Source organism: Leisingera thetidis, assembly GCF_025857195.1.
GTDB lineage: Bacteria > Pseudomonadota > Alphaproteobacteria > Rhodobacterales > Rhodobacteraceae > Leisingera > Leisingera thetidis.
In genome coordinates, this window is the sequence record NZ_CP109793.1 from 77,894 (window position 1) to 100,157 (window position 22,264).

General features: G+C 59.0%; 14 protein-coding genes and 3 pseudogenes. 5 read left to right on the plus strand and 12 right to left on the minus strand.

Annotated elements, in window-relative coordinates:
- Nucleotides 1-141 precede the first annotated feature (141 nt).
- A pseudogene (locus OKQ63_RS25715) lies at nucleotides 142-1,170 on the plus strand (IS110 family RNA-guided transposase).
- A 306-nt stretch (nucleotides 1,171-1,476) separates the two neighbouring features.
- Here the strand turns inward: OKQ63_RS25715 and OKQ63_RS25720 are convergent.
- The 9 genes and pseudogenes from OKQ63_RS25720 to OKQ63_RS25760 all read right to left on the minus strand — a co-directional run bounded on the left by OKQ63_RS25720 (nucleotide 1,477) and on the right by OKQ63_RS25760 (nucleotide 15,043).
- Entirely contained in the window at nucleotides 1,477-2,409 is a 933-nt protein-coding gene (locus tag OKQ63_RS25720; protein WP_264214709.1) for an IS5 family transposase, read from the minus strand.
- Nucleotides 2,410-2,737: 328 nt separating this feature from the next.
- A pseudogene (locus OKQ63_RS25725) lies at nucleotides 2,738-6,177 on the minus strand (pyruvate carboxylase).
- Nucleotides 6,174-7,049: an HAD-IIB family hydrolase gene (locus OKQ63_RS25730; RefSeq protein WP_264214710.1), complete on the minus strand. Its 876-nt coding sequence runs from the start codon at nucleotides 7,047-7,049 to the stop codon at nucleotides 6,174-6,176. Before OKQ63_RS25730 ends, OKQ63_RS25725 begins: the two are co-directional and overlap by 4 nt.
- Nucleotides 7,042-8,187, minus strand: a complete 1,146-nt coding sequence (alr, locus tag OKQ63_RS25735; protein WP_264214711.1) for an alanine racemase — start codon at nucleotides 8,185-8,187, stop codon at nucleotides 7,042-7,044. The genes OKQ63_RS25730 and alr overlap by 8 nt, the downstream gene beginning before the upstream one ends.
- 65 nt (nucleotides 8,188-8,252) lie before the next feature.
- Nucleotides 8,253-9,125, minus strand: coding sequence for a dihydrodipicolinate synthase family protein (locus OKQ63_RS25740; protein WP_264214712.1), 873 nt, complete (start codon nucleotides 9,123-9,125; stop codon nucleotides 8,253-8,255).
- 90 nt (nucleotides 9,126-9,215) lie between these two features.
- Nucleotides 9,216-10,709, minus strand: coding sequence for an aldehyde dehydrogenase (locus OKQ63_RS25745; protein ID WP_264214713.1), 1,494 nt, complete (start codon nucleotides 10,707-10,709; stop codon nucleotides 9,216-9,218).
- A 28-nt stretch (nucleotides 10,710-10,737) separates the two neighbouring features.
- Nucleotides 10,738-11,769: a proline racemase family protein gene (locus OKQ63_RS25750; RefSeq protein WP_264214714.1), complete on the minus strand. Its 1,032-nt coding sequence runs from the start codon at nucleotides 11,767-11,769 to the stop codon at nucleotides 10,738-10,740.
- 92 nt (nucleotides 11,770-11,861) lie between these two features.
- Nucleotides 11,862-13,493, minus strand: a complete 1,632-nt coding sequence (locus OKQ63_RS25755) for a choline dehydrogenase (protein WP_264214715.1) — start codon at nucleotides 13,491-13,493, stop codon at nucleotides 11,862-11,864.
- Nucleotides 13,494-13,570: 77 nt separating this feature from the next.
- A complete protein-coding gene (locus OKQ63_RS25760; protein WP_264214716.1) occupies nucleotides 13,571-15,043 on the minus strand; it encodes an aldehyde dehydrogenase family protein in 1,473 nt (490 codons plus the stop codon).
- Nucleotides 15,044-15,263: 220 nt separating this feature from the next.
- Between OKQ63_RS25760 and OKQ63_RS25765 the strand changes: the two genes are divergently transcribed.
- Nucleotides 15,264-16,313 carry a LacI family DNA-binding transcriptional regulator gene (locus OKQ63_RS25765; protein ID WP_264214717.1) on the plus strand — a complete coding sequence of 350 codons (1,050 nt, stop codon included), beginning with the start codon at nucleotides 15,264-15,266 and terminating at the stop codon, nucleotides 16,311-16,313.
- A 92-nt stretch (nucleotides 16,314-16,405) separates the two neighbouring features.
- Nucleotides 16,406-17,782, plus strand: a complete 1,377-nt coding sequence (locus OKQ63_RS25770; RefSeq protein ID WP_264214718.1) for an L-serine ammonia-lyase — start codon at nucleotides 16,406-16,408, stop codon at nucleotides 17,780-17,782.
- 1 nt (nucleotide 17,783) lies between these two features.
- Here OKQ63_RS25770 and OKQ63_RS26295 read toward each other — a convergent pair.
- Nucleotides 17,784-17,878 (minus strand): annotated as a pseudogene (locus OKQ63_RS26295) (IS481 family transposase); the annotation flags it as partial.
- Nucleotides 17,879-18,158: 280 nt separating this feature from the next.
- Between OKQ63_RS26295 and OKQ63_RS25775 the strand changes: the two are divergent.
- Nucleotides 18,159-19,124 carry a lysozyme family protein gene (locus tag OKQ63_RS25775; protein WP_264214719.1) on the plus strand — a complete coding sequence of 322 codons (966 nt, stop codon included), beginning with the start codon at nucleotides 18,159-18,161 and terminating at the stop codon, nucleotides 19,122-19,124.
- A gap of 585 nt (nucleotides 19,125-19,709) precedes the next feature.
- On the opposite strand, the gene OKQ63_RS25780 is transcribed toward OKQ63_RS25775, so the two are convergent.
- Together OKQ63_RS25780 and OKQ63_RS25785 are read right to left on the minus strand one after the other, a co-directional pair.
- Nucleotides 19,710-20,225 carry a hypothetical protein gene (locus tag OKQ63_RS25780; RefSeq protein ID WP_264214720.1) on the minus strand — a complete coding sequence of 172 codons (516 nt, stop codon included), beginning with the start codon at nucleotides 20,223-20,225 and terminating at the stop codon, nucleotides 19,710-19,712.
- Between the two features lie 188 nt (nucleotides 20,226-20,413).
- A complete protein-coding gene (locus OKQ63_RS25785) occupies nucleotides 20,414-20,776 on the minus strand; it encodes a DUF2958 domain-containing protein (protein WP_264214721.1) in 363 nt (120 codons plus the stop codon).
- Between the two features lie 915 nt (nucleotides 20,777-21,691).
- Here OKQ63_RS25785 and OKQ63_RS25790 point away from each other — a divergent pair.
- The gene (locus tag OKQ63_RS25790) at nucleotides 21,692-22,015 is read left to right on the plus strand and encodes an H-NS histone family protein (protein WP_264214722.1); all 324 of its coding nucleotides are present in this window, start codon (nucleotides 21,692-21,694) and stop codon (nucleotides 22,013-22,015) included.
- The last annotated feature ends 249 nt before the right edge of the window (nucleotides 22,016-22,264 follow it).

Genomic DNA, 22,264 nt, shown 5'->3' on the forward strand with positions numbered 1-22,264 from the left:
TCCGTCGGTTGATCTCTCGCCTCATGCGACCCTGGTTTCCAGTGTCGGTTTCATTGCGAATTGGCTTTGATGCTGTAACCGCCCCCCGACGGCATCGGTGTGCCAAGGTGGGATCGCAACAATCCATATTGGGAGGCGGTCATGTCGGAGATTATCACGGTCGGACTGGATCTGGCGAAGAATGTGTTCCAGGTCCATGGTGCTGACAGCAAAGGCAGTGCTGTTTTACGCAAGAAGCTCAGAAGGGCCCAAGTGCTTGAATTCTTCGCTAAGTTGCCGCCCTGCGTGGTGGCGATGGAGGCCTGCGGGGGCGCGCATTTCTGGGGTCGGGAGCTGGCCAAGCTCGGTCACGACATCAAACTCATCCCGCCCGCCTATGTGAAGCCCTTCATCAAGCGGCAAAAAAATGACGTGGCGGACGCTGAGGCTATCTGCGAGGCGGCGCAGAGACCGAATATGCGCTTCGTGCCGGTGAAGAGCGAGGAAACGCAAGGGGCGGCCAGCGTCTTCCGCGTCCGAGAATTGCTCATCCGGCAGCGCACCTAGGCCATCAACGCGCTCCGCGGACACCTCACCGAGTACGGCTGGGTCGTGCCACAGGGTGCGACGAATGCCCGGCGCCTGGTCGCCCTTGTCGCAGACGAGGCCTCAGGCCTGCCCGCCACGGCGCGGGCCTCCCTGACGGTCCTGACTGCAACGCTTGCCCAGCTCGACAGTCAGATCGAGACCTTGGATGCCGAGATCGACCGGCGAGCCAAGACGGATGAGGTTGCCCGGCGCCTGATGACGATCCCCGGCATCGGCCCGTTGATCGCCACGGCCATCGCCACTCTGGCTCCGCCGCCGGAAGCTTTCCGGAGGGGACGAGACTTCGCGGCATGGCTCGGCCTCACGCCGCGGCAGCACTCGACAGGCGGCAAGCAGAGGCTCGGCGCCACGACAAAGATGGGCGAGCGCTCTTTGCGCCGGTTGCTGATCATCGGGGCCAACAGCGTTATCATCAAGCGGCATTGCCACGCTTCGGCTCGTCCGGGAACGTGGTTGGCGGGAATGCTGGAGCGGAAGCCGACGATGCTGGTCCGGGTCGCCCTCGCCAACAAAATGGCGCGGATCGTCTGGGCGCTGATGAAGAGCGGTGATATCTACCGGGCTCCGGCCATGGCGGCGTAAGGTCCGCCAGCGGTCGCGAGGTCGTCGGAGCGGAGGAGGGCTGAGAGCAGCTTGGCGCAACGGTCGTGAGACGGGGTCGGAAGAACCAGAGTGCAACAGAGTGCCATCGAGCACGCGGCTTTGATTTGGTTCCGACCCGCGAACACCATGCGGGCCCGCGGCATGACGATGGCCGCATCACGAGGCCGGATACATGTCAGCACCCGACACCGCGCCAAATTGCTCCAAAACCCTCTTGCGCAAGGGGCGGTTATACATGTTGCGCAAATAGCGTGAAGCCCGGACTTCCCCTTTCCCCAGACGCATTTATCCCATGGGCTCTGTGACAGGTATGCCAAGCGCGGTGTAGCCGTTCAGCACGGCGGCGCGGATCTGGAGTTCGGCGACCTGGCGATCGAAGTCTCGTGCCATGAGGCTCTGCCCCAGCAGCTTCACGCAATGCATCTTCGTCTCGGCGCGGCTTCGGCGGTGGTATCCGCTCCACTTTCGCCAGATTGCGCGGCCGAGGTATTTTGTTGCGCGCAGTGCTTCGTTCCGTGCGATGGCGCCCCCAGTTGACGGCTTCCACGGCTTGGCATTCCTGCGGGGCGGAATGACGGCATGGGCGCCCCGATCGGCGACGGCGTCATGACATTTGCGCGTGTCATACGCCCCGTCTGCGGTGACCGAGCCGATCTCCACATCAGCCGGGATCTGGCTGAGCAGTTCGGGCAGCATGGGCGCGTCGCCGACATTGCTACCGGTGATCTCGATGGCCCGGATCTCCAGCGTTTGCTCATCGACGCCGATGTGGATCTTGCGCCACAAACGGCGTTTCGGGCCACCATGCTTGCGGGCGTGCCATTCGCCTTCGCCCTCTGCCTTGATGCCGGTACTGTCGATCAGTAGGTGCAGCGGGCCCTTGGAGCCCCGATATGGGATGTTGACGGCGAGGGTCTTTTGTCGGCGGCTGAGCGTGCTAAAGTCGGGCACCGACCAGTCGAGGCCGACCAAGCGCAACAGGCTCTCGACGAACCCGGTCGTCTGCCGCAGCGCCATGCCGAACAGCACCTTCATGGAGAGGCAGGTCTGGATGGCGGCATCGCTATACTGCGGCTGCCTGCCTCGCTTACCGGTGGGTGTCGGCACCCACGCCATGTCCGGATCGAACCAGATCGTCAGGGAGCCACGCTGCTTCAGCGCTTCGTTGTAGGCCGGCCAGTTCTTAGTCTTGTAGCTCGGCGGGATGGGTCTGTTCATGATGACCAGCTACCATGCTGGATTCACAAGATGAATCCCCCCCCCCCGGCATTTACGCAACAAAGCCTTGCGAATTTCTGCGACGTGAGATTGCCCAAGGACAAATGGCTGTCCTTCGAGACATCCAAACCGATGAAAAGTTCGATATTCTCGACCATGGTTCGTCCTCCTGGCTTGAAGCTCTGCTCTCCGAGGAACCCTCGTTGAAAGCCGCCAGTGTAGGGCTCCCCCCCGTCACGGGCAGCCGCAAAAGGACATACGGTCTTACATTGCAGACCCACGTTGGTACATTGATGCCGCCGTGGGGCGGTCGCATCATCAGAGCCCATTACGCGCTATCCAGCTCCACCAGCAGGTCCTTTGCGTCGATCTGGCCACCCGGCTGGACGTGGACGGCCTTGACCGTTGCGTCGCGCTCGGCGTGGATGCCGGTTTCCATCTTCATCGCCTCGATGGTCAGCAGCATGTCGCCTTCCTTGACCACCTGACCGGCGCTGACGGCGACCGTGGCCACGACGCCCGGCATCGGCGCGCCCACGTGGTTCGCGTTGCCCGCTTCCGCCTTGGGCCGCTGGATGGTCGAGGCTTTGACCAGCCGGTTCGGCACCCGGATCACCCGCGGCTGGCCGTTCAGTTCGAAGAACACCTTGACCTCGCCGCTCTCGTCGGTCTCGCCGATGGCCTGGCAACGGATTTCAAGCGTCTTGCCGGGGTCGATCTCGGCGGTGATCTCCTCGCCCGGCTCCATGCCGTAGAAGAACGTCCGCGTCGGCAGGGTGCGCACCGGGCCATAGGTCCGGTGACGGCCCATGTAGTCGAGGAAGACCTTGGGATACATCAGATAGCCGTTCAGGTCCTCGTCATCGACCTGCTTGCCATCAAGCTGCCTGGACAGCTCGGTGCGGGTCGCTTCCAGATCGACGGCGGGCAGGTGCTTGCCGGGGCGCTCGGTGTTGGGCGCCTCGTCCTTCAGCACCTTGCGGATGATCTTGTCGGGGAAACCGCCCGGCGGCTGGCCCAGATTGCCGCGCATCATGTCGATGACCGAGTCGGGGAAGGCCACGTCGGCATTCGGATCCTCGACCTGCTCGCGGGTCAGACCCTGGCTCACCATCATCAGCGCCATGTCGCCCACCACCTTCGAAGACGGCGTGACCTTGACGATGTCGCCGAACATCCGGTTCACGTCGGCATACATCTGCGCCACCTCGTGCCAGCGTTCCTCCAGCCCCAGTGAACGCGCCTGCGCCTTGAGGTTGGTGAACTGCCCGCCCGGCATCTCGTGCAGATAGACCTCCGACGCCGGGGCCTGAAGGCCGCTCTCAAACGCCGCGTATTGCCCGCGCACCGCCTCGAAATAGTCGGAGATCTCGCGGATCGCCTTGATGTCGAGCCCGGTGTCGCGGTCGGTGTGGCGCAGCGCCTCAACCACGGTGCCCAGCGTCGCCTGCGACGTGTTACCCGAGAAGCTGTCCATCGCGCAATCCACCGCGTCCACGCCCGCCTCTGAAGCGGCGAGGATGGTGGCGCAGGCCACGCCGGCGGTGTCATGGGTGTGGAAGTGGATGGGCAGGCCCACCTCTTCCTTCAGCGCCCGGATCAGCACCTTGGCGGCGGCCGGCTTCAACAGGCCCGCCATGTCCTTGAGGCCGAGGATGTGGGGAGCCTGCGTCGCGCAACTCCTTGGCCGTGTTGACATAGTATTTCAGGTCGTACTTGGCCCGGTCCGGGTCCATGATGTCGCCGGTATAGCAGACGGTGCCTTCGCAGATCTTGTTGTTCTCGATCACCGCATCCATCGCCACTCGCATATTCTCGACCCAGTTGAGCGAGTCGAAGACGCGGAACACGTCGATGCCGGTCGCCGCCTGGCGCACGAATTCCCGCACCACGTTGTCGGGATAGTTGGTGTAGCCTACCCCGTTGCTGCCCCTCAGCAGCATCTGCGTCATCAGGTTGGGCATCGCCTCGCGCAGGTCGCGCAGCCGCTGCCAGGGGCATTCCTGCAAGAAGCGATAGGCCACGTCGAAGGTCGCGCCGCCCCAGCATTCGACCGAGAACAGCTGCGGCAGGTTGGCGGCATAGGTCGGCGCCACCCGGATCATGTCGATCGAGCGCATCCGCGTCGCCAGCAGCGACTGGTGCCCGTCGCGCATGGTGGTGTCGGTGATCAGAAGCTGCCGCTGCGCCTTCATCCAGTCGGCGACCGCCTGCGGGCCCTTCTGCTCCAGCAGGTTGCGGGTGCCCATCTGCTGCTCGGCCTTCTTCGCCGGGGCTTGGGCTCTTTCAGATCGGCGCGGCGGCGGCCGGTCCTTGGTCTCGGGATGCCCGTTCACCGTGATGTCGGCGATATAGGTCAGAACCTTGCGCCGCGGTCGCGCCGCTTCTTGAAGGTGAACAGTTCGGGCGTCGTGTCGATGAACTTGGTGGTATATTCGTTCGACAGGAAGATCGGGTGTTTCAGCAGGTTGATGACGAAGTCGATGTTGGTGCTGACGCCCCGGATGCGGAACTCGCGCAGCGCGCGGTCCATGCGTGAAATCGCCTTTTCCGGCGTCGGCGCCCAGGCCGTCACTTTGGTCAGCAGCGAGTCGTAATACCGCGTGATCACCCCGCCCGCGTAAGCCGTGCCGCCGTCCAGACGGATGCCCATGCCGGTGGCCGAGCGATAGGCGGTGATGCGGCCATAATCGGGGATGAAGTTGTTTTGCGGGTCCTCGGTGGTGATCCGGGTTTGCAGAGCGTGGCCGTTGAGCTTGATATCGTCCTGCGACGCCATACCGGTGGCCTCGGCCAGCGTCTTGCCTTCGGCGATCAGGATCTGCGCCTGCACGATGTCGATGCCGGTCACTTCCTCGGTGACGGTGTGTTCGACCTGCACGCGGGGTTCACCTCGATGAAGTAGAACCTGCCCGTTTCCATATCCATCAGGAACTCGACCGTGCCCGCGCATTCATAATTCACATGGGCGCAGATGCGGCGGCCCAAGTCGCAGATCTCGGCGCGCTGCGCCTCGCTCAGATAGGGGGCAGGGGCGCGTTCCACGACCTTCTGGTTGCGGCGCTGGACCGAGCAGTCGCGTTCGTACAGGTGATAGATCTCGCCATGCTTGTCGCCCAGGATCTGCACCTCGACATGGCGGGCGCGGGTGATCATCTTTTCCAGATACCCCTCGCCGTTGCCGAACGCGGCCTCCGCCTCGCGGCGGCCTTCCAGCACCTTCTCCTCCAACTCGTCCTCGCACAGGATCGGCCGCATGCCGCGCCCGCCGCCGCCCCAGGACGCCTTGAGCATCAGCGGATAGCCTATCTCGGCCGCCTCCTTGCGGATGGCGTCCATGTCGTTGCCCAGCACCTCTGTCGCCGGGATCACCGGCACGTCGGCGGCAATCGCCACCTTGCGCGCGCTGGCCTTGTCGCCAAGCGCGCGCATGGTCTCGGCCTTGGGGCCGATGAAGGTGATGCCGTTCTTGACGCAGGCGTCCACGAATTTCGGGTTCTCGGACAGCAGGCCATAGCCCGGATGAATCGCATCCGCGCCGCAGTCCTTGGCGACCCGGATGATCTCGTCGATCGACAGATAGGCCGCGACCGGCCCCATGCCTTCGCCGATGCGATAAGCCTCATCCGCCTTGAAGCGGTGCAGGCCCAGCTTGTCCTCTTCGGCAAAGACGGCAACGGTGCGTTTGCCCATCTCGTTCGCGGCGCGCATCACCCGGATGGCAATCTCTCCGCGGTTCGCGATCAGGATCTTCTTGAATTCGGTCATGCCTGCGCTCGGACCTCTTCAGCACTTAATTGCAAAACCTGTTGGACAAGCCACTCGAGGGCAATCGCCAACCCGCCGTCGTCGCAGGACGGCGCAACGATATCCGCCGCGCTCTGGATATGCGGCTTTGCATTGGCAACCGTGATGGCCAAACCGGCCCATCGCAGCATTTCGAGATCGTTATCCGAGTCCCCCGCGACAACCACATCGCCAACGGCAATGGCGCGCGCGTCCGCCAGAAAGGCTGCGGCCAGGTCTTTCCGCGTATCCGGGGAAACAAGCTCGACAAGGTTCGGACCGGATTGGGCGACGGTCAATTTGTTAGCGAAGGTGAGGGACAATGACTGGACGGCATCGGAGATACGGCCCGCGGGAAACGTCGCCAATAGCTTGAATGGGGCGCCGGGCGCATCTTCCGGGGACCGGATCAGCGCAAGGTCATCCCCGGTCACATCGGTCCGTCGTCTCGCAACCTGTTCATCGGGCGTCAGGACATAGCCACAGGTCAGATCGAACCAGATCGGGCTGCCGCCGGCAGAATGGACCACCGACATGGCTTCCAGCGCAAAATCGCGGTCCAATCGATTTTCTCTGAGCGTCTCCCGATTGCGCAAGTTGCCGATCCAGGCGCCGTTGAAGCAGCAAACCATGTCCGACGCGCCCACCTCCGCATGAACGCGCTCGACCCCGACCGGAGAACGTGCCGACGCAAGAATGATGGGCAGGTCGATGGCGTCAAGTCCGCGCATGGCGGCGGAGACCGTTGGCAGGAGCTTGTGATCATGCGTCAGCAATGTCCTGTCGACATCGCAAAAGAACAGTTTCGGACGGGTGTCCAGAGGCAGTTTTCGAGAGATTTGTAGGTCAGGCAACGGCGTCTCCTCCGACATAGGTGCGGTAACATCCCCGGCCAAGTGCGATGATCGCCTCATGTTCATTTGTGCCGACGGTATTGGCCAGAGAACGGTAGTTTATTGTCTTGCCGACAATCTCGGCCATGGAGCCGACATGCACTGTGCTTTCCGGCAGCGCCGAAATATCGACGGCGGTCAAATCCATCGAAACCCGGCCGACGACAGGCGCAATCCGATCCCCGAACGCTACGTGCCCGAGATTGCTGTTGCCGCGCAGATAGCCATTGGCATAGCCAATCGCGAGGATGGCCACGCGCCGGGTTTCGGGGGCGTGCCATGTGCAGGAATAGCCCACCGGATCGCCCTTGCACAGCGTCCGGATCTGGACGACCGGCGCCAGAACCGTTGCCGGCTCATGAAGCGGGTTGGCGGCGTCGGCCAGAGGATTGATTCCGAAGGTGGATTTCCCGGGGCGGATGATATGGCCATGGAACTCTTGCCCCAGAAAAACGCCGCAGGAGTTTGCGATTGAGAGCGGGGCTTCGGGAAACCTGGACGCGCGGTCACGCAGCCTTTCGGCCTGTAGGCGACAGAGGTCTAGATCCACATCGTCCGCCGACGCGAAATGAGTCATGTAGGCCTGGACGTCCAAGTTCTTCAGCAGAGGCAGTGCCAGATCATCGTCATCGGGTGCCAGGCCCAGACGATTCATGGCCGTGTCCAGATGTACGAAGGCGGCAAGAGGCGCGCCTTGCCGGATTGCCGCGTCGGAGGCCGTTTGCAATTGCTCGCGCGAATTCACCACGGGAATGATGTCCTGCGCCACGGCTTCTTTCATGCCGTCCTCTGTCACGCCATCGAGTGCCGCGATGCGCGGTCCCTGCCCCAGCGTATTTCGCAAGACCAAGGCATCCTCGAACCGGGCGGTAAAGAACAACTCGGCTCCGGCGGCCAGCAGCGTCCGCGCGGATTCAACCATTCCATGCCCATAGGCATCGCCCTTCACGATGGCCGCGCAAGAGCCTTGCGCCATTCGCGCCAGGGCTTGGAAATTCCGGCGGATGGCGGCCAGGTCGACGACCATCACCGGCTCGCTTGTCAGGCGGCGTCTGGCCTCGGCGGGCAAATCGGTTGAGATACTGGTTTCGTGGATCATGCCAGGATTCTCTTTTCGAGTGCCCGGGCCGCACTGGGTGCGACCCGGGGTTTGTCGGCTTGGGATCAGGCGGAAAGCGCGGCGACGGCCTGCTCGACCAGCTTCATCTCGTCGGCCTTGAGCGGCGGAACCGGCATGCGGCACAGGCCAACCTTGCGACCGGTCATGTCGCTTCCGGCCTTCGCGACCGGGTTGAATGGTAGCGTCCACAGCAGCCGGCTGATCGGCTGGAGCTTTTTCCAGACCTCCTCGGCCTTGCCGTATTCGCTGGACTGGACCAGGTTCCACAATTGGACCACTTCCGCCGGGGCGACGTTGCCCGAGCCGGTGAACAGGCCCGCGGCACCGTTGACCAGTGCAAAGAAGTTCAGGAAATCGCAGCCGCAGAAGACCTTGGCTCCCTGCCCGGCCAGTTTCTCGATCCGGCTGGGATCGGCCGTCGAGTCCTTGATGTAGTCGATGCCGTCGATCTCCGAGAACCGGGCGAAGATTTCCGGCGTGATGTCGAACTGGGTGAAGACCGGGATGTTGTAGGCCATGATCGGGGTCTTAATCGCGGCCGCGATCTGTTCGTAGTGCCAGCGCACGCCCTCTTCACCCGGACCTTCGAAATAGGGCGGCAGGACCAGGACCGCATCGGCGCCGACGCCTTCGGCATGCTTCGAATTCTCGACCGCATCTTCGGTCCGGATGGCCGAGGTCTGCACGATCACCTTTGCACGGCCGTCGGCGTGCTTGCAGGCCACCTCTGCCAATTCCCGCTTCTCGACCTCCGACAGGAACGGGAATTCCCCGGTGCCACCGTTGATCGCGATGATGTGAACCCCGTTCTCGATCAGAGAGTCGATATTGGCCTTGAACGCATCGAGGTCGAGGCCGGCGCCATTATTGGTGAATGGCGTGCAGATCGGAACGCAAACGCCTTGCAGATTGCTCATAGTAGTCTCCTTTTGTTGCCCATTCGGGGCGTTCTTCATTGGGAACGTTTTCATTGCGGGGCGCGGACACGCCCTGCAATTTGCCTTGGGTTAGCGAAGCTGAATCCAGATCGCCTTTTGCTCGGTGTACTGGTCGTGGGCGTGCAGACCCTTGTCCTTGCCGCCGAAACCGGATTCCTTGAATCCGCCGAAGGGCACGGCAAAATCACCTTCCGAGTAGCAGTTGACCGAAACGGTTCCGGCCCGAATGGCCTTGGCCATGCGATGTGCCCTGTTCAGGTCATCTGTATAGACCGCCGCCGCCAGCCCGTAGCTGGTGTCATTGGCGATGCTCACCGCTTCGGCTTCATCCTTGACCGTGATAACCGATAGGACCGGCCCGAAGATCTCTTCACGGGCAATGGTCATGTCGTTGGTAACACCTTCAAAAATCGTAGGCTCGACGAAGTAACCGCCGGTTTCCGTCAGAACGCGCTTGCCACCAAAGGTCACCGCGGCGCCTTCAAACTTGCCGCGCTCGATCATGCCAAGCACCTTTTCCATGTGCTTCTCTCCGATCATCGTGCCAACACGGGTGTTCTCATCGAACGGATCGCCGACCGTCCATTCTGCGAAATGGGACTTCAGCTCTTCCAGCAAACGATCCTTGATCCCCTCCTGAACGATCAGCCGCGAACCCGCTGAACAGTTTTCGCCCATGCAGAACAAGATACCGTTGGCCACGTTCTCGATGACCGGTCCCAGATCCCTCACATCGTCCATGACGATGGCAGGGCTCTTGCCGCCGCATTCGAGAATGATCTTCTTCAAGTTCGACTTGGAAGCATATTCCAAGAAGTAACGCCCAACCTCGCCGGAGCCGGTAAAGCTCACGCAATCCACGTCCATGTGGAGACCGATTGCCTTCCCTGCTTCGTGACCGAGACCCGGCACCACGTTGAAGACGCCATCCGGAATGCCCGCCTGGTTGGCCAACTGAGCCACACGGAGCAGCGACAGGGACGTCAATTCTGCTGGCTTGACGATCAGCGAATTGCCGCCCGCCAGCGCCGGGCCGATTTTCCACATGGCGACAAAAAGCGGGAAGTTCCAAGGGATCACCGCGCCTACGACGCCGATCGGTTCGCGCACGATCATCGACACCACGTCATGTGGCGCGGTCGACATCTGGTCATAGATCTTGTCGGTAGCTTCGGCGTGCCAGCGCAGCGTGGCAATGGAGTCAGGCAAATCGACATTGCGCGCGTCGTTGATCGGTTTTCCGGCATCGAGCGACTCCAGCAAGGCCAGTTCCTCAATATTCTCTTCGATCAGGTCGGCGAATTTCAGAAGCACGGCCTTGCGGTCGCCGGGTGCCATGTGCGCCCAGGTCCCGGCTTCGAAAGCTCGGCGCGCGGCGGCAACGGCAAGATCGACATCCTCTGCATCGCATGACGCGATATTTGTGATGACCTGGCCGGTGGCGGGGTTGACCGTCGGGAATGTTTTGCCCGACACTGCATCGACGAATTTCCCGTCGATATAGGCGCGCGTCTCGAAGTTCAGCGCGGCGGCGGCTGCCTTGAAGTCGGTTGGTTTGTTCATTGTAGTCTCCTTAAAAGAAGGTAGGATTTCACGCCACCGGCCAGGTGTCCGACAGCGTGTAGCCGGTTGGGAACGGGTCGGAAGGGTCGAGGACGTATTGATGGAAGGCGGTAATCCAGGCGCGGCCGGTGATCTCGACCGACACGTCGGGGATCTCCCCCGTCCGGCCGATTTCGAAGATGCGGCCGGTGAATTTCGTACCGATAATGGATTCGTGGACGAAATCTTCGTCCTTCTGGATGTCTCCTCGGGCGTGCAGCAGCGCCAGCCGGGCCGTTGTGCCGGTTCCACAGGGCGACCGGTCGAGGCGGCCGGGTGAGACGATGACGCCGTTTCGCGATGTCTTGACACCGTTTTCTTCGCGCAGCGGCCCCGCCCAAAGCGTTTGGTTCACCGTGTGGATTTCGGGGTTTTCGGGGTGCACCGATGGCAGCTGCTCCGCCGCCGCGGCCTTGACCTTCTCGCCGACAGACGACAATTCCGCCGCCTCATCCGGTTCGATGGCAAAGCCACAATCAGCGGCATCGACGATGACATAGAGCATTCCGCCATAGGCTACGTCGACCCGCAGCGAGCCGTGATTTTCTACCTCGATAACTTCATCCCGGTGCAGAACAAACGCCGGCAGGTTTTTGAAGCTGATCGATGTAACCTTGCCGTTTTCGCACGTTGCCCGCATCCGGATCAGGCCTCCTGGGGCTTCAAGCACCACATTTGTCACCGGCTCGACCATAGGAATCATGCCGGTTTCCAAGAGCACAGTTGCGGTGCAGATCGTGTTGGTGCCGGACATAGGCGGGTAGGACGCAGGCTCACTAATAATGTATCCGGCCTGCGCCTCTGGGTGGTTCGAAGGCAACACAAGGTTGGTGCATTGCGAGACCTTGCCGCGCGGTTCATGCAGCAGGAAGGCGCGTAGATCATCGCCTTCACTCTCGAGCCATCGCGCCTTTTCGAACATGGTGCTGCCCGGCACGTTCAGGACGCCGCCGGTGATCACCTCGTTCGGCTCTCCTTCGGCATGAGCACCGACCACGTTGATCATTCGGGAAAGTTTCATATTTTTGGTTTCCGTATTGTTCGCGTGGATTGAGAAAAACCGATGGGAACGATTGCATGATCTGACGTATGATATCCCATTTGAGTATGGTTTCAGTTTGCAAGGTAATAATCGGCCTTCTCTGGAAGCAGCGGCGGGCGGCCGCGAATGTCATCGGCGATGCGCTCTGCCATCATGATGACTGGTGCATTCAAGTTGCCTGAGACAATTTCAGGCATGATTGAGGCATCGACGATACGCAGCCCTTCTACCCCGTGAACTCGGCCCATGTTGTCGACAACCGAGTTCTGGTCATTGCCCATACGGCATGAGCAGCAGGGATGGTAGTTCGTTCCGGCTGTATTGCGAAGCCAAGCTTCGATGTTGGCATCCGTCCGAACATCTTTGCCTGGCGTCACCTCCGCGCCGCGGAACTCATCCCAAGCGCTCTGTGCCACAGTTTCCCGGATGGCTTTGGTGGCCAGAATAGCAAGGTCGAGATCGTCCCTATTGTCAAAGAAGTTGAACACGAATTTCGGGTTCTTCATCGGGTCGGGGGAGTCGATCCAAACCCTGCCTTCGGACTTCGGCCGCATCAGGCTAAAAAAATACTGAAATCCGTTTTCCAGCTTCACATTGCCGTGCTGAAACTCACCTAACATCGGCACGAACTCGAATTGGACGTCAGGAATGATCTCGCTTTCGCGCACTCGCATAAACGCCCCTACTTCAAAGAAGTTTGTCGCCCCGAGCCCTTTTTTGAAAAACAGCCATTGCGCTCCGAGTTTCGCTTTTCCAAAGAACGACAACTCTTTCGCCGCCGACACGTTCTTAGTAGCACGGTACATGACGGGCGCGGCGATATGATCCTTCAGACCTTGGCCCACTGCAGGCAGGTGATTGACCACCCCGACCCCGACGGACCTGAGATGATCAGCATCGCCTATCCCGGACAACTGCAGGAGTTGAGGTGAATTGATGGCACCGGCACAGAGGATGGCTTCACGCTCTACCTCATAGCTTACTTCGCCAGACGGCGATTCTGCTATGACCCGAACAGCGCGTTTGTTTGAGGTTTCGATCCTTTTCACCCGTACGCCTGTCTGGACATAGAGGTTAGGTTTAGGTGGCTGGTTGAGAATGTATGCATAGTGGGTATTGAAGCGAATTCCACTGCCGACATTCCGCTGGGTGACGTGAACACCTTCCTGCTTGTAGCCGTTGTGGTCCTTCACATGTTCCAGCCCCATCTGTTTTCCGGCTTCGAGGAAGGCATGGTAGAGCGGATTTTCGGCTTTGCAGGTTTCAACGTGCATCGGCCCGTTGGCACCACGATAGGTATTGGCACCGCGATCAAAGGTTTCCGCTTTCTTGAAGTAGGGAAGCACGTCTGCGTAGGACCACCCCTCGACGCCAGCGCTGGCCCAATTGTCATAGTCCCAGGGGTTTGCGCGCACCCAGTTCATCCCGTTGATCGAGGACGAACCGCCAAGAACGCGCCCGCGCGCCTCATGGATGGTTCTGTTGTTCAGATTAGGTTCGGGCTCGGAATCATAAAACCAGTTGAACCTGTCGTTCATCAGTGGAAATCCAAGTGCAGCCGGCATCCGGATGTATAGGTGATCGTCTTTTGGCCCGGCTTCGAGAAGGAGTACGTTGATCGTCGGATCTTCTGCCAGACGCGCGGCAATGACAGATCCTGCGGAGCCGGATCCGATGACAACATAGTCATATTTAACTTTCATGGTGTTTCTCATCTGTTCCAAGGGTTCCAAGCAAGGGTATCCAACAATTGTCATCTTTGGATCTCCGCCGATCCAGTTCACGCGGTGTGTGGCAACGATTTCGACCGTTTCCCAAGTCGGAAGAACGTCGATTTGACTTGCATGAACTCAGTCAAACCCTCTTTTCCGTTTTCGCGACCCAAGCCGGAGCGCTTGTAGCCGCCAAAGGGCATCTGCGGGGCTCCGTCCAAAAATGTATTCACCCAGACTGTACCGGACTTCAGCCGCTTCGAGACTTGGTGGGCCTTATCGATATCCTTGGTCCACATGCCGTTGCCGAGCCCGTATTCAGTATCGTTGGCCAGCGCCACGGCCTCGTCCACGGTCTCAAAAGTGGTGATTGAAATGACCGGACCGAAAACTTCTTCCCGGAAATAGGTCATCTTGGGAGTGACATTTCCGAGGATGGTGGGCGCGATGAAGTAGCCTTTGTCGTAGTCGCCGCCGGTCAGACGCCCGCCGCCGCAGAGGATTGTTGCCCCTTCCTTTTTGGCGGTTTCGATGTGGTCTAACACCGAGTTCATGTGGTCTTCATGGATCATCGCACCCATGTCGCTTTCCTTGTCCAGCGGCAGTCCAACGCGGAGCATTGACATACGCTCGGCCAGCTTGGCTGAGAAATCTTCGGCAATGCTCTTTTCGACAAGAAGTCTGGTACCGGCGACACATTCCTCGCCCTGGTTTAGGATCGTCCCCAAAACCACACCGTCCAGAGCATCGTCAAGATCGGCGTCGGCGAACACGATGTTGGCCGCCTTGCCGCCGAGTTCCAGACCGGCACGCTTTACCTGACGGGCGCATTTCTCGCCGATCTGCTGGCCGACCGGGGTCGAGCCGGTAAACGAGATCATGTTGACATCAGGATGCTCCACCATCGCATTGCCGACCACGCTGCCTTTACCGGTGACAACATTGATGACCCCGTCGGGAAAGCCTGCTGCTTTCGCCAGCCTGGCGATCTCTAACGTGGTTCCGGCGGTCATTTCAGAGGGTTTGACGACGACCGTGCAGCCTGCCGCAAGCGCATAAGGCAATTTCTGAAACAGCGTCACTGCGGGAAAATTCCAAGGTGTGATCATTCCGACAACACCAATCGGCTCGTAGGATACGATGCCAAGTGCCGACGTGCCGTGATGGGTTTGCGCCCGGCCTGGGATTTCCCAGGCAAGAGCAGCCGCGTATCGAGTAAGATTGATGGAGTGGCTAAGCTCACCGTATCCGTCCTTGATCGGTTTGCCGACTTCCTCCGCTTCGATCTCGGCCAATTGGTCGAGTTTGGCCTCCATCAGATCAGCAAGCTTCGTCAGGAGCGCTGCGCGCTCAATGCAGCCACTGTTGGCCCATGCGCCCTCGGCACTCTTTGCGGCGGCAACTGCCGCATTCAGATCGCCGGCGGTGCCAAGCGCGAAGGAGGCAAGATCCGCGCCATGTGCCGGGGATTTCCTGATCGCTGCTTTGCCACCGATGGCAGGTACATCCTTGCCGTTTATCCAAAGATTGTAGCAGCGCATGACTTTCTGACCTCTCAATATTCTGTTTTGACTCACGCTCCCACGAAACTCGTGGAACCGGGGCGGATGCACGTTTCGATGAACCGCGATTCCCTACGCCTTACGTCCAAGAACGGTCGAATCCCGTCCTATGGGAACGTTTTCATGGAAACGGTCCCATTAGCTATTGTCAAGAGGAATCTTCCGTGGCAGAGTGGTTTGAACACAGGAGTTCAAGGTTGTGACACGAAAGAAATCTGACAGTGCCGGTAGCGGAGTCAGAGCTGTTGCTCAGGCGGTTGGCGTTTCGAAATCTACAGTTTCCCGGGCGTTTAATTCACCCGAATTGGTCAAGGAAGAAGTTCGTCAGAAGATCTTCGAGATCGCCGCGGAGATGAATTATCGCCCACATCCTGCGGCTCGCGCCTTGCGATCTCAGCGAACCCACATCGTCGGCGCCGCCATACCGACGCTAGATTACGCAATCTTTGCGCGGATGGTGAACGAATTTGAAAAGACGCTTTCCACGCTTGGGGCGTCCACCATCGTCATCACCACCGGTTTCGACAACCGCGATGTGTTCGACGACGTGCGGCAACTCGTAGACAGGGGCGCCGAAGCACTTCTGTTGGTCGGAGAAGTTGAAGATCCGAAGCTCAAGGATTTCGTGCGCCACGCCAGTCTGCCTGTAGTAACAACTTACAGCGCTCCGCCAGATAGTACCGTTCCTGCAGTTGGGTTCGATAATTACCGCGCCTTCGCTGAAGCTGTCGAGCACCTCGCCAAACTCGGTCACAAATCCTATGCCATGATCGCAAGCATGACCGATGGCAATGACCGCCAACGAGCAAGGATTGCTGCGTATCGAGATACCTTGGAGCGTCATGGGCTGATCGGTTCCGACCGTGTTTACAAGCACACTTATGAAATGCGCAGCGGCGTCAGTACCATGGAGCAGATCCTGGACGAATACCCGGAGACCACTGCCGTGATCTGCAACAGCGACGTCTTCGCCATCGGCGCGCTCAAGGCGTGCCGAAACCGCGGCGTGCGAGTGCCCGAGGACATTTCGATCATCGGATGCGACGATTTCGATTTTGCGGAGCTCTTGGACCCTCCGCTCACGACCATCGCGGTACCCGCAGCCAGAATGGGTCAGCTTGCGGCTGAAACGTTATGGGCGGCAATAACCCAAAAGAAGCCCGTTGAAGGCCACCTTATCGAAACCAGAATTGCCATGCGCAATTCGATTGGCCCGGCTCCGAATGCACGGATTCAGGTCTCAACTTAGCGTTGAGACTAAGGGCCCTGCCCTTTTGGGGCGTCATCTACTGAAAGGAAAAACTGATCCCCGTTCCGCGTGGAATCCTGAGGTCAAAGCACATGTTCCTGTCTATATTTGACATTTTCAAGATCGGTATCGGTCCCTCCTCATCGCACACGATGGGACCCATGGTTGCTGCTTCTCGTTTCCTTTCCAAGCTAGAAAACGAAAATGTTCCCATAGCTCGCTTTAGAGCCACTTTGCATGGTTCACTAGCTTTTACCGGAAAAGGCCACGGCAGTGACAGGGCAGTTATTCTGGGCTTGGCTGGGTTTGAACCCGAAACCTTCGCGGCACAGCCGGCGGAACGCGCGCTTGAAGCCATCAAGGCGCGAAAAACGATTGTTTTGGAACCTTTCGGAGAAGTTCGCTTCGCTCCAGAGAATGATCTCGTTTTCGATTTTGAGAAGGCTTTGCCGCTGCATCCAAATGGGCTGACTCTGGAGGCGCTCGACGAAATCGGCCATGTCAAGGTCAGAGAACAATATTATTCCGTCGGTGGCGGGTTTGTCGCGACTGCGCAGGAATTGGTCGAAGCCGAAACTGAAGCCAAAAAGGTCGACGAAATACCCTACCCTTTTGCCACCGCTGCTGAAATGCTGAAGACGTGCGCAGAAACCGGCCTGAGTATTTCTGAACTAAAAATGGCAAACGAACGCGCCTACAGGTCGGAAACCGAAGTGACGGAAGGGATCGCTAGGATCTGGAAAGTCATGCAAGATTGTATCGACAACGGGCTTGAGAACGACGGCATACTCCCCGGTGGGTTAAATGTCCGCAGGCGAGCAAAAGCTCTCCATGGGAAATTGCTGGTCCGGCAGAATTCAAGCCAGAAGCTTCCCGAAAACCACACAGATTGGGTAATCTCCTATGCGATGGCCGTCAACGAGGAGAATGCCGCAGGAGGGCGCATCGTGACCGCTCCCACGAACGGAGCCGCTGGGGTAATCCCAGCAGTTATCGCGTTCTGGCAAAAACACATGCAGGAAATGCCCAAGGGGTCGGTCCAGGAATTCTTTCTAACGGCCGCTGCGATCGGGGGACTGATCAAACACAATGCCTCAATTAGTGGTGCAGAATGCGGTTGCCAAGCTGAGGTTGGGAGTGCAGCAGCAATGGCTGCAGCGGGGTTAGCGGCAGTGCGCGGAGGAACACCGGAGCAAATTGAAAACGCCGCCGAGATTGCATTGGAACATCACCTCGGCATGACCTGCGATCCGATCAAGGGGCTTGTGCAGATCCCCTGCATCGAAAGAAACGGCCTCGGTGCCATCAAGGCCCTCGCTGCTGCTTCGCTCGCTCTTCATGGCGATGGGAAACACATTGTCCATTTGGATGACGTGATCGAAACCATGTGGCAGACTGGCCAAGACATGCACGAATCCTACAAGGAAACGTCACTAGGGGGGTTGGCCATCAACGTGCCCAACTGTTGATTTGGAGTTGCCCCCTTTTGCGCCACGTTACAACCGTCTTGGGGTTGATCCCCGTCTCCCGGTTCAGCCCCCGAGCGTAGCTTGCAATCGCTGTATTGCAGCTCTGACAGCGTGGTGTCACTCAATGGCTGCAGCCAATTGACAGTCAAAAATGAATATAACAGAACGGCATCTTCTGGCTTTGTCGAAGTGCCATTTGAGATCGCTGGACGCAAATGTGTGGATCAATTTTGGGGGTAGAACCGCCATCCATTTTGGGCTAGGAATTTTCCTGAAGCTTGCAGCTTTAGGAAGGATCCGTCGTTTGGCTAGCCACATTTCCCCATTGTTTTCCTAAGAAACCATGGCCGTCTGGCCGAACATGTGAAGACGCGTTTTGGCAGCTTTGCTGCGTGAGGTGTGGACCTTCCATGAGGTCCAAGGGGCCGAATTGGGCGTTGCTGGCCCGATCCCTTCGAGAGGGCTGAGCCAAGAGCCCGGCTGTGGAGCGGCGCTTAGCGCCTCAATTTCCCGCCGCGGCCAGAGGGTGAGGGCTGCCCTTACGGTCTTTCTGGTCGCGCTCCTGGCTCCTGTGGCGGCACCCGCGGGCGACTGGTCCAGCTCCGGCAGCTTCGACCTGAAAGAGACCACCGAAATCCGCGAAAGCCTGGCCTCGGCTTCGGCTTCTTCCCAAGGCGGCTGGAACTTCGCCACGAGGGAAAGTGAGTGGGTTGCCCTCGATGCCTTTGAGCGCTCGCGGCCGGGAAAGCAGCCCCCTGCCCCAGCCTCCTTCCGTCTGCCTTCCGGCTCCAGTGTCGAAAAGCTGTTTGCCCTCATCGCCTTTGCTGAAGCTCCCGGCGGCCGCTACGACGCAATCCACCACGGCGCCAAGGTGAGGCCAGGCAAGAAACCCTCTCAAATGTCTCTTGCGAATATCTACACCTGGATCGACCGCACGCCGGGACAGCCCCACGCCATCGGTAATTTCCAGATCATACCTTCGACTTTGCTTAACTTGCAGAAACGCCTCGGCCTGCCTGACGGAACCCGCTTCAGTCGGGAGACGCAGAACCGTATGGCAGCTCTCCTGATCTCTGACGCCGGGTATCAGAAGTTTGCGTCTGGCCGGATTTCACGAGCCGCGTTCATGGACAACCTGGCGCGCATCTGGGCTGGCCTGCCGCTGGCATCGGGCAAGTCTGCTTATCATGGATATTCCGGGAACCGCGCGACAATTACTCGGACTTTCTACGGTGACCAGATGAAAAGGATCTTTGACTCCGGAACAGCGCGGATCACAGCAGCCTCTCTGGCGGCTCAGGCAACACCTATGAGCACAGACTGGACACAGCTGGGGCAATGATCCGGACCGCCGCCCAACCACCCGTGATAAGCGCACGGGCATTGCAGAAGCGCGGTTCAGATATTCCAGTTCAATGTCGGCTGGAGACAGGCAAATGGGAAACCTTCATGGCGCAAAAGGCAGCTATCCGAGCTTCTGAAGGATGGCGCTGAATGCGACATGCAGGCGGCCGGTCTAGTACCCGCCCCCGGCGATGAACAATTGGAGCGGCGGTTTCTGAACTTGTTATCCTCGCCTCCAGACTGAGAGCTGATCAAGACTTCGGAAAAAACCGCACGATCTTACGCCGCACAAAAAGAGGAAATAAACGGCCGCAAAAAGCCCTGACCAGACCCCGAAGATTGAGGCCCAGGATACGGTCAGAAAAAAGAGTGCGCCATGTACAGTCAAATGCCCCTCCAAACCTCGGGATGCCCTGGACACATGCCGGGGTGGCTCTGACTGTAGCAGGTTTCCGGTTAACAAATCCGGCCCGGACAGCAGCCGCCTGCGTTCCTCCCGGTTGAGGCTCTGGCGCCGGGAACTGCTGTTTCCAGTTGCCCTCATTTTGGAGCAGATATCAAAGCTGCGGGGATACTCCCCGCCCTACCGAGCCTTTGCGATGATACCATCTTTGCCAACAGCTGCGATGCTATCGGAAGTGCGGCGTGCCAGATCCACTCCGTCGGCGGAGATGCTGGCCTCAGCGAACTCTGTCTTCTTCAGCACAGATCCGTCTGCCTCCACCCAGGTGGTCTCGCTGCTGCTTTCGCGGGTGATAGATCCATCATGGCTGATCCGGATCGAAATGCCCGCCACCGCAACTGTTACTGAATCTTCCGTTACCAGAACCCCGTTCCAGGCATCCGGGAAATCGCGGCGCAGGACAATCTTGTCCGGGCGCAGCTTGATTTGCACGTCCTGGTCCGTGTCCCCTGCTGCGCTTCTGACCACAACAAAGGCTTCCTGTTCGCTTGGATCATTGTGAATACTCGCACTGGCATTCTTCGGCGGCCACACCTTCGGGGCTGCGCGCCGCGCGCCTTTCTGGTCCCGGTGGAAACCAATATACAGCTGGGCAGAGCGCCAGGTTTGGCGCAAGGAATTCACAAGTTCAGACATTGGTCTTAATCCTCAACAGAATGTGCGCGCACCGGACCAAATCGGGTCCTCCTAGCGCCGCCAGTATTTCTCAAATTCACTGCTGCGGGCGTGCCAACTGGCCTAAACCAGTCGGCCGCCCCAAAGTTCATAGGGTATTGGCAGCACGGTTAGGACGGGCCCTTACCCCATGCAAGCCAAGGTTCGGCTTACGCCTGAATGGCACCGTGCAGACGCGCCTCCCGTGCGTAGTCCACAAGCGGTTTTGACGATGTCCAGTATAGGTCGCGTTCGATCCTCAATCCAAAGGGGCCGCGGACTGCCATCAGTTCCGGGATGTACACGCTGCCCAGTTCCGGGCAGCCCATACCCAGATCACACAGGCCGAAGGCGAGATTCCTGTCTTCAGGATCAATTTCGCTGATTAGCCAGGTTGCGGCGCCCCAAGGTGTGAAAAGCTTCACCACTGGCTGCCGCGACATGTCCTCAGCAATCTCCCCTGCCCTCTCCTTTGCCGCGATTGCCCCGTTCTGCAGCAGTTTTTCAAATTGACCTTTCGTAAACAGGTTCATACCCAACGTCTCCTTTGTTTTTTGGCCATCGGGAGGTCCCCTTTGGCTCTGGTTTTGAGCAGAGCCCTGCAAGGGCGCCGTCTCTAAAACCTGACCCGCTGGCGAAGCGTGGGGGGTAGCAACTGCAACTGGAAACCGATGGGAGTGGTGCGGCCCGCAGGCGCAGCCGAGGACACGGTCCCGTCGGTTTCCGGTTGCGGGCGTGTGGGGGCAAAGCCCCCTCAATGTCTCTTGTCAAAGGATTTGCGCATGGCAATGCGCACCGCTTTTTTTGCGGAGGTTCGGCCACCTTGGGATTTAGCATTCGCAGTTCGGGCAATGAAACCGCTTCCCCGACGGTCAATCAGCCCTCAAAGCGCGGATTTCCCCACGCCTGCACCAGACATTCCGGGCCTGCTGGACACTGACGAGGCTGGAGTAGAGGTTCCAAATGTCGAGCCCACATTATGGAAAAACGACAATCCTGCATTTGCCCTGCCATCAGGACACCGCCACGCCACTCGCTTACAGAATGTCACGCCAATACTATTATATGCTTTACTGATCGGCCATGAGGCCAGGTCCTGGGCGCTCCACGGACTTGGTCTCCAGCTCCAGATTACACATCGCAAGCCGGTCTTCCTCATGGCAGCCGGGCCAACTATCAGGACGCAAAACCCGGCTCGCAGCGATTGATGCCAAATCAATATTCACAGCCGCGCCTCGCAAGAACTATGCTAAAATGCAGGTAACGATAATCGGAGATGCTCCTGATCTCGATTAACACTTGTTCGCAATTGAAGCCTTCCAGGCCGAAATCAATAGCTGACCACAACGGCTATGGCCATATGCATACATGCTCAGTAACGGATGCAAGCACTTGCCACTAAATGCGATATCTGCTTTGACCGGGTACAATCAAAACAAAGGTGAAACATGACAATAGATATAAACGGCCTGAATGCAGCTGAACTGGATGCGCTCGCTAAAGAAATAGAATCCCGCAAAGTGGAAGTGGAGAAAGAGGCCAAGCAAAACGCCTATTCCGAAATGCTGGCCATCGCAGACAAACACGGTGTGTCCTTCGAAGATGTGATTGCACTTCATGGCGGAAAGGGCCGCAAGCCCGGCACAAAGGCACCCGCCAAATACGCCAATCCAAAAGACGCATCCCAGACATGGACCGGCCGCGGGCGTAAACCGGCTTGGGTTCACGAAGCATTGAAAGCTGGCAAGTCTATTGAGGACCTTGAGATCTGAAGATCCTAAGCCTTGGTCGTGCCGCTCATTAAAACCATTAACTTCCTGAAAAGGAACGTGCGGCGGCGGTGTTCAGCCGCCGCGCAACATATTGGCCAGGCGAAAGAAACCAGCCCTGAGTTACCTTTCAGTAATATGTCGACTTGCTGCGGCGCAGCCCATCAATCCGGCATATCATTGCAGGTGTGATGGCAAAAAGGTGGTGAGACCACTCCGTGCGGACATAATGGAATAACAGCGCGGCCTGTG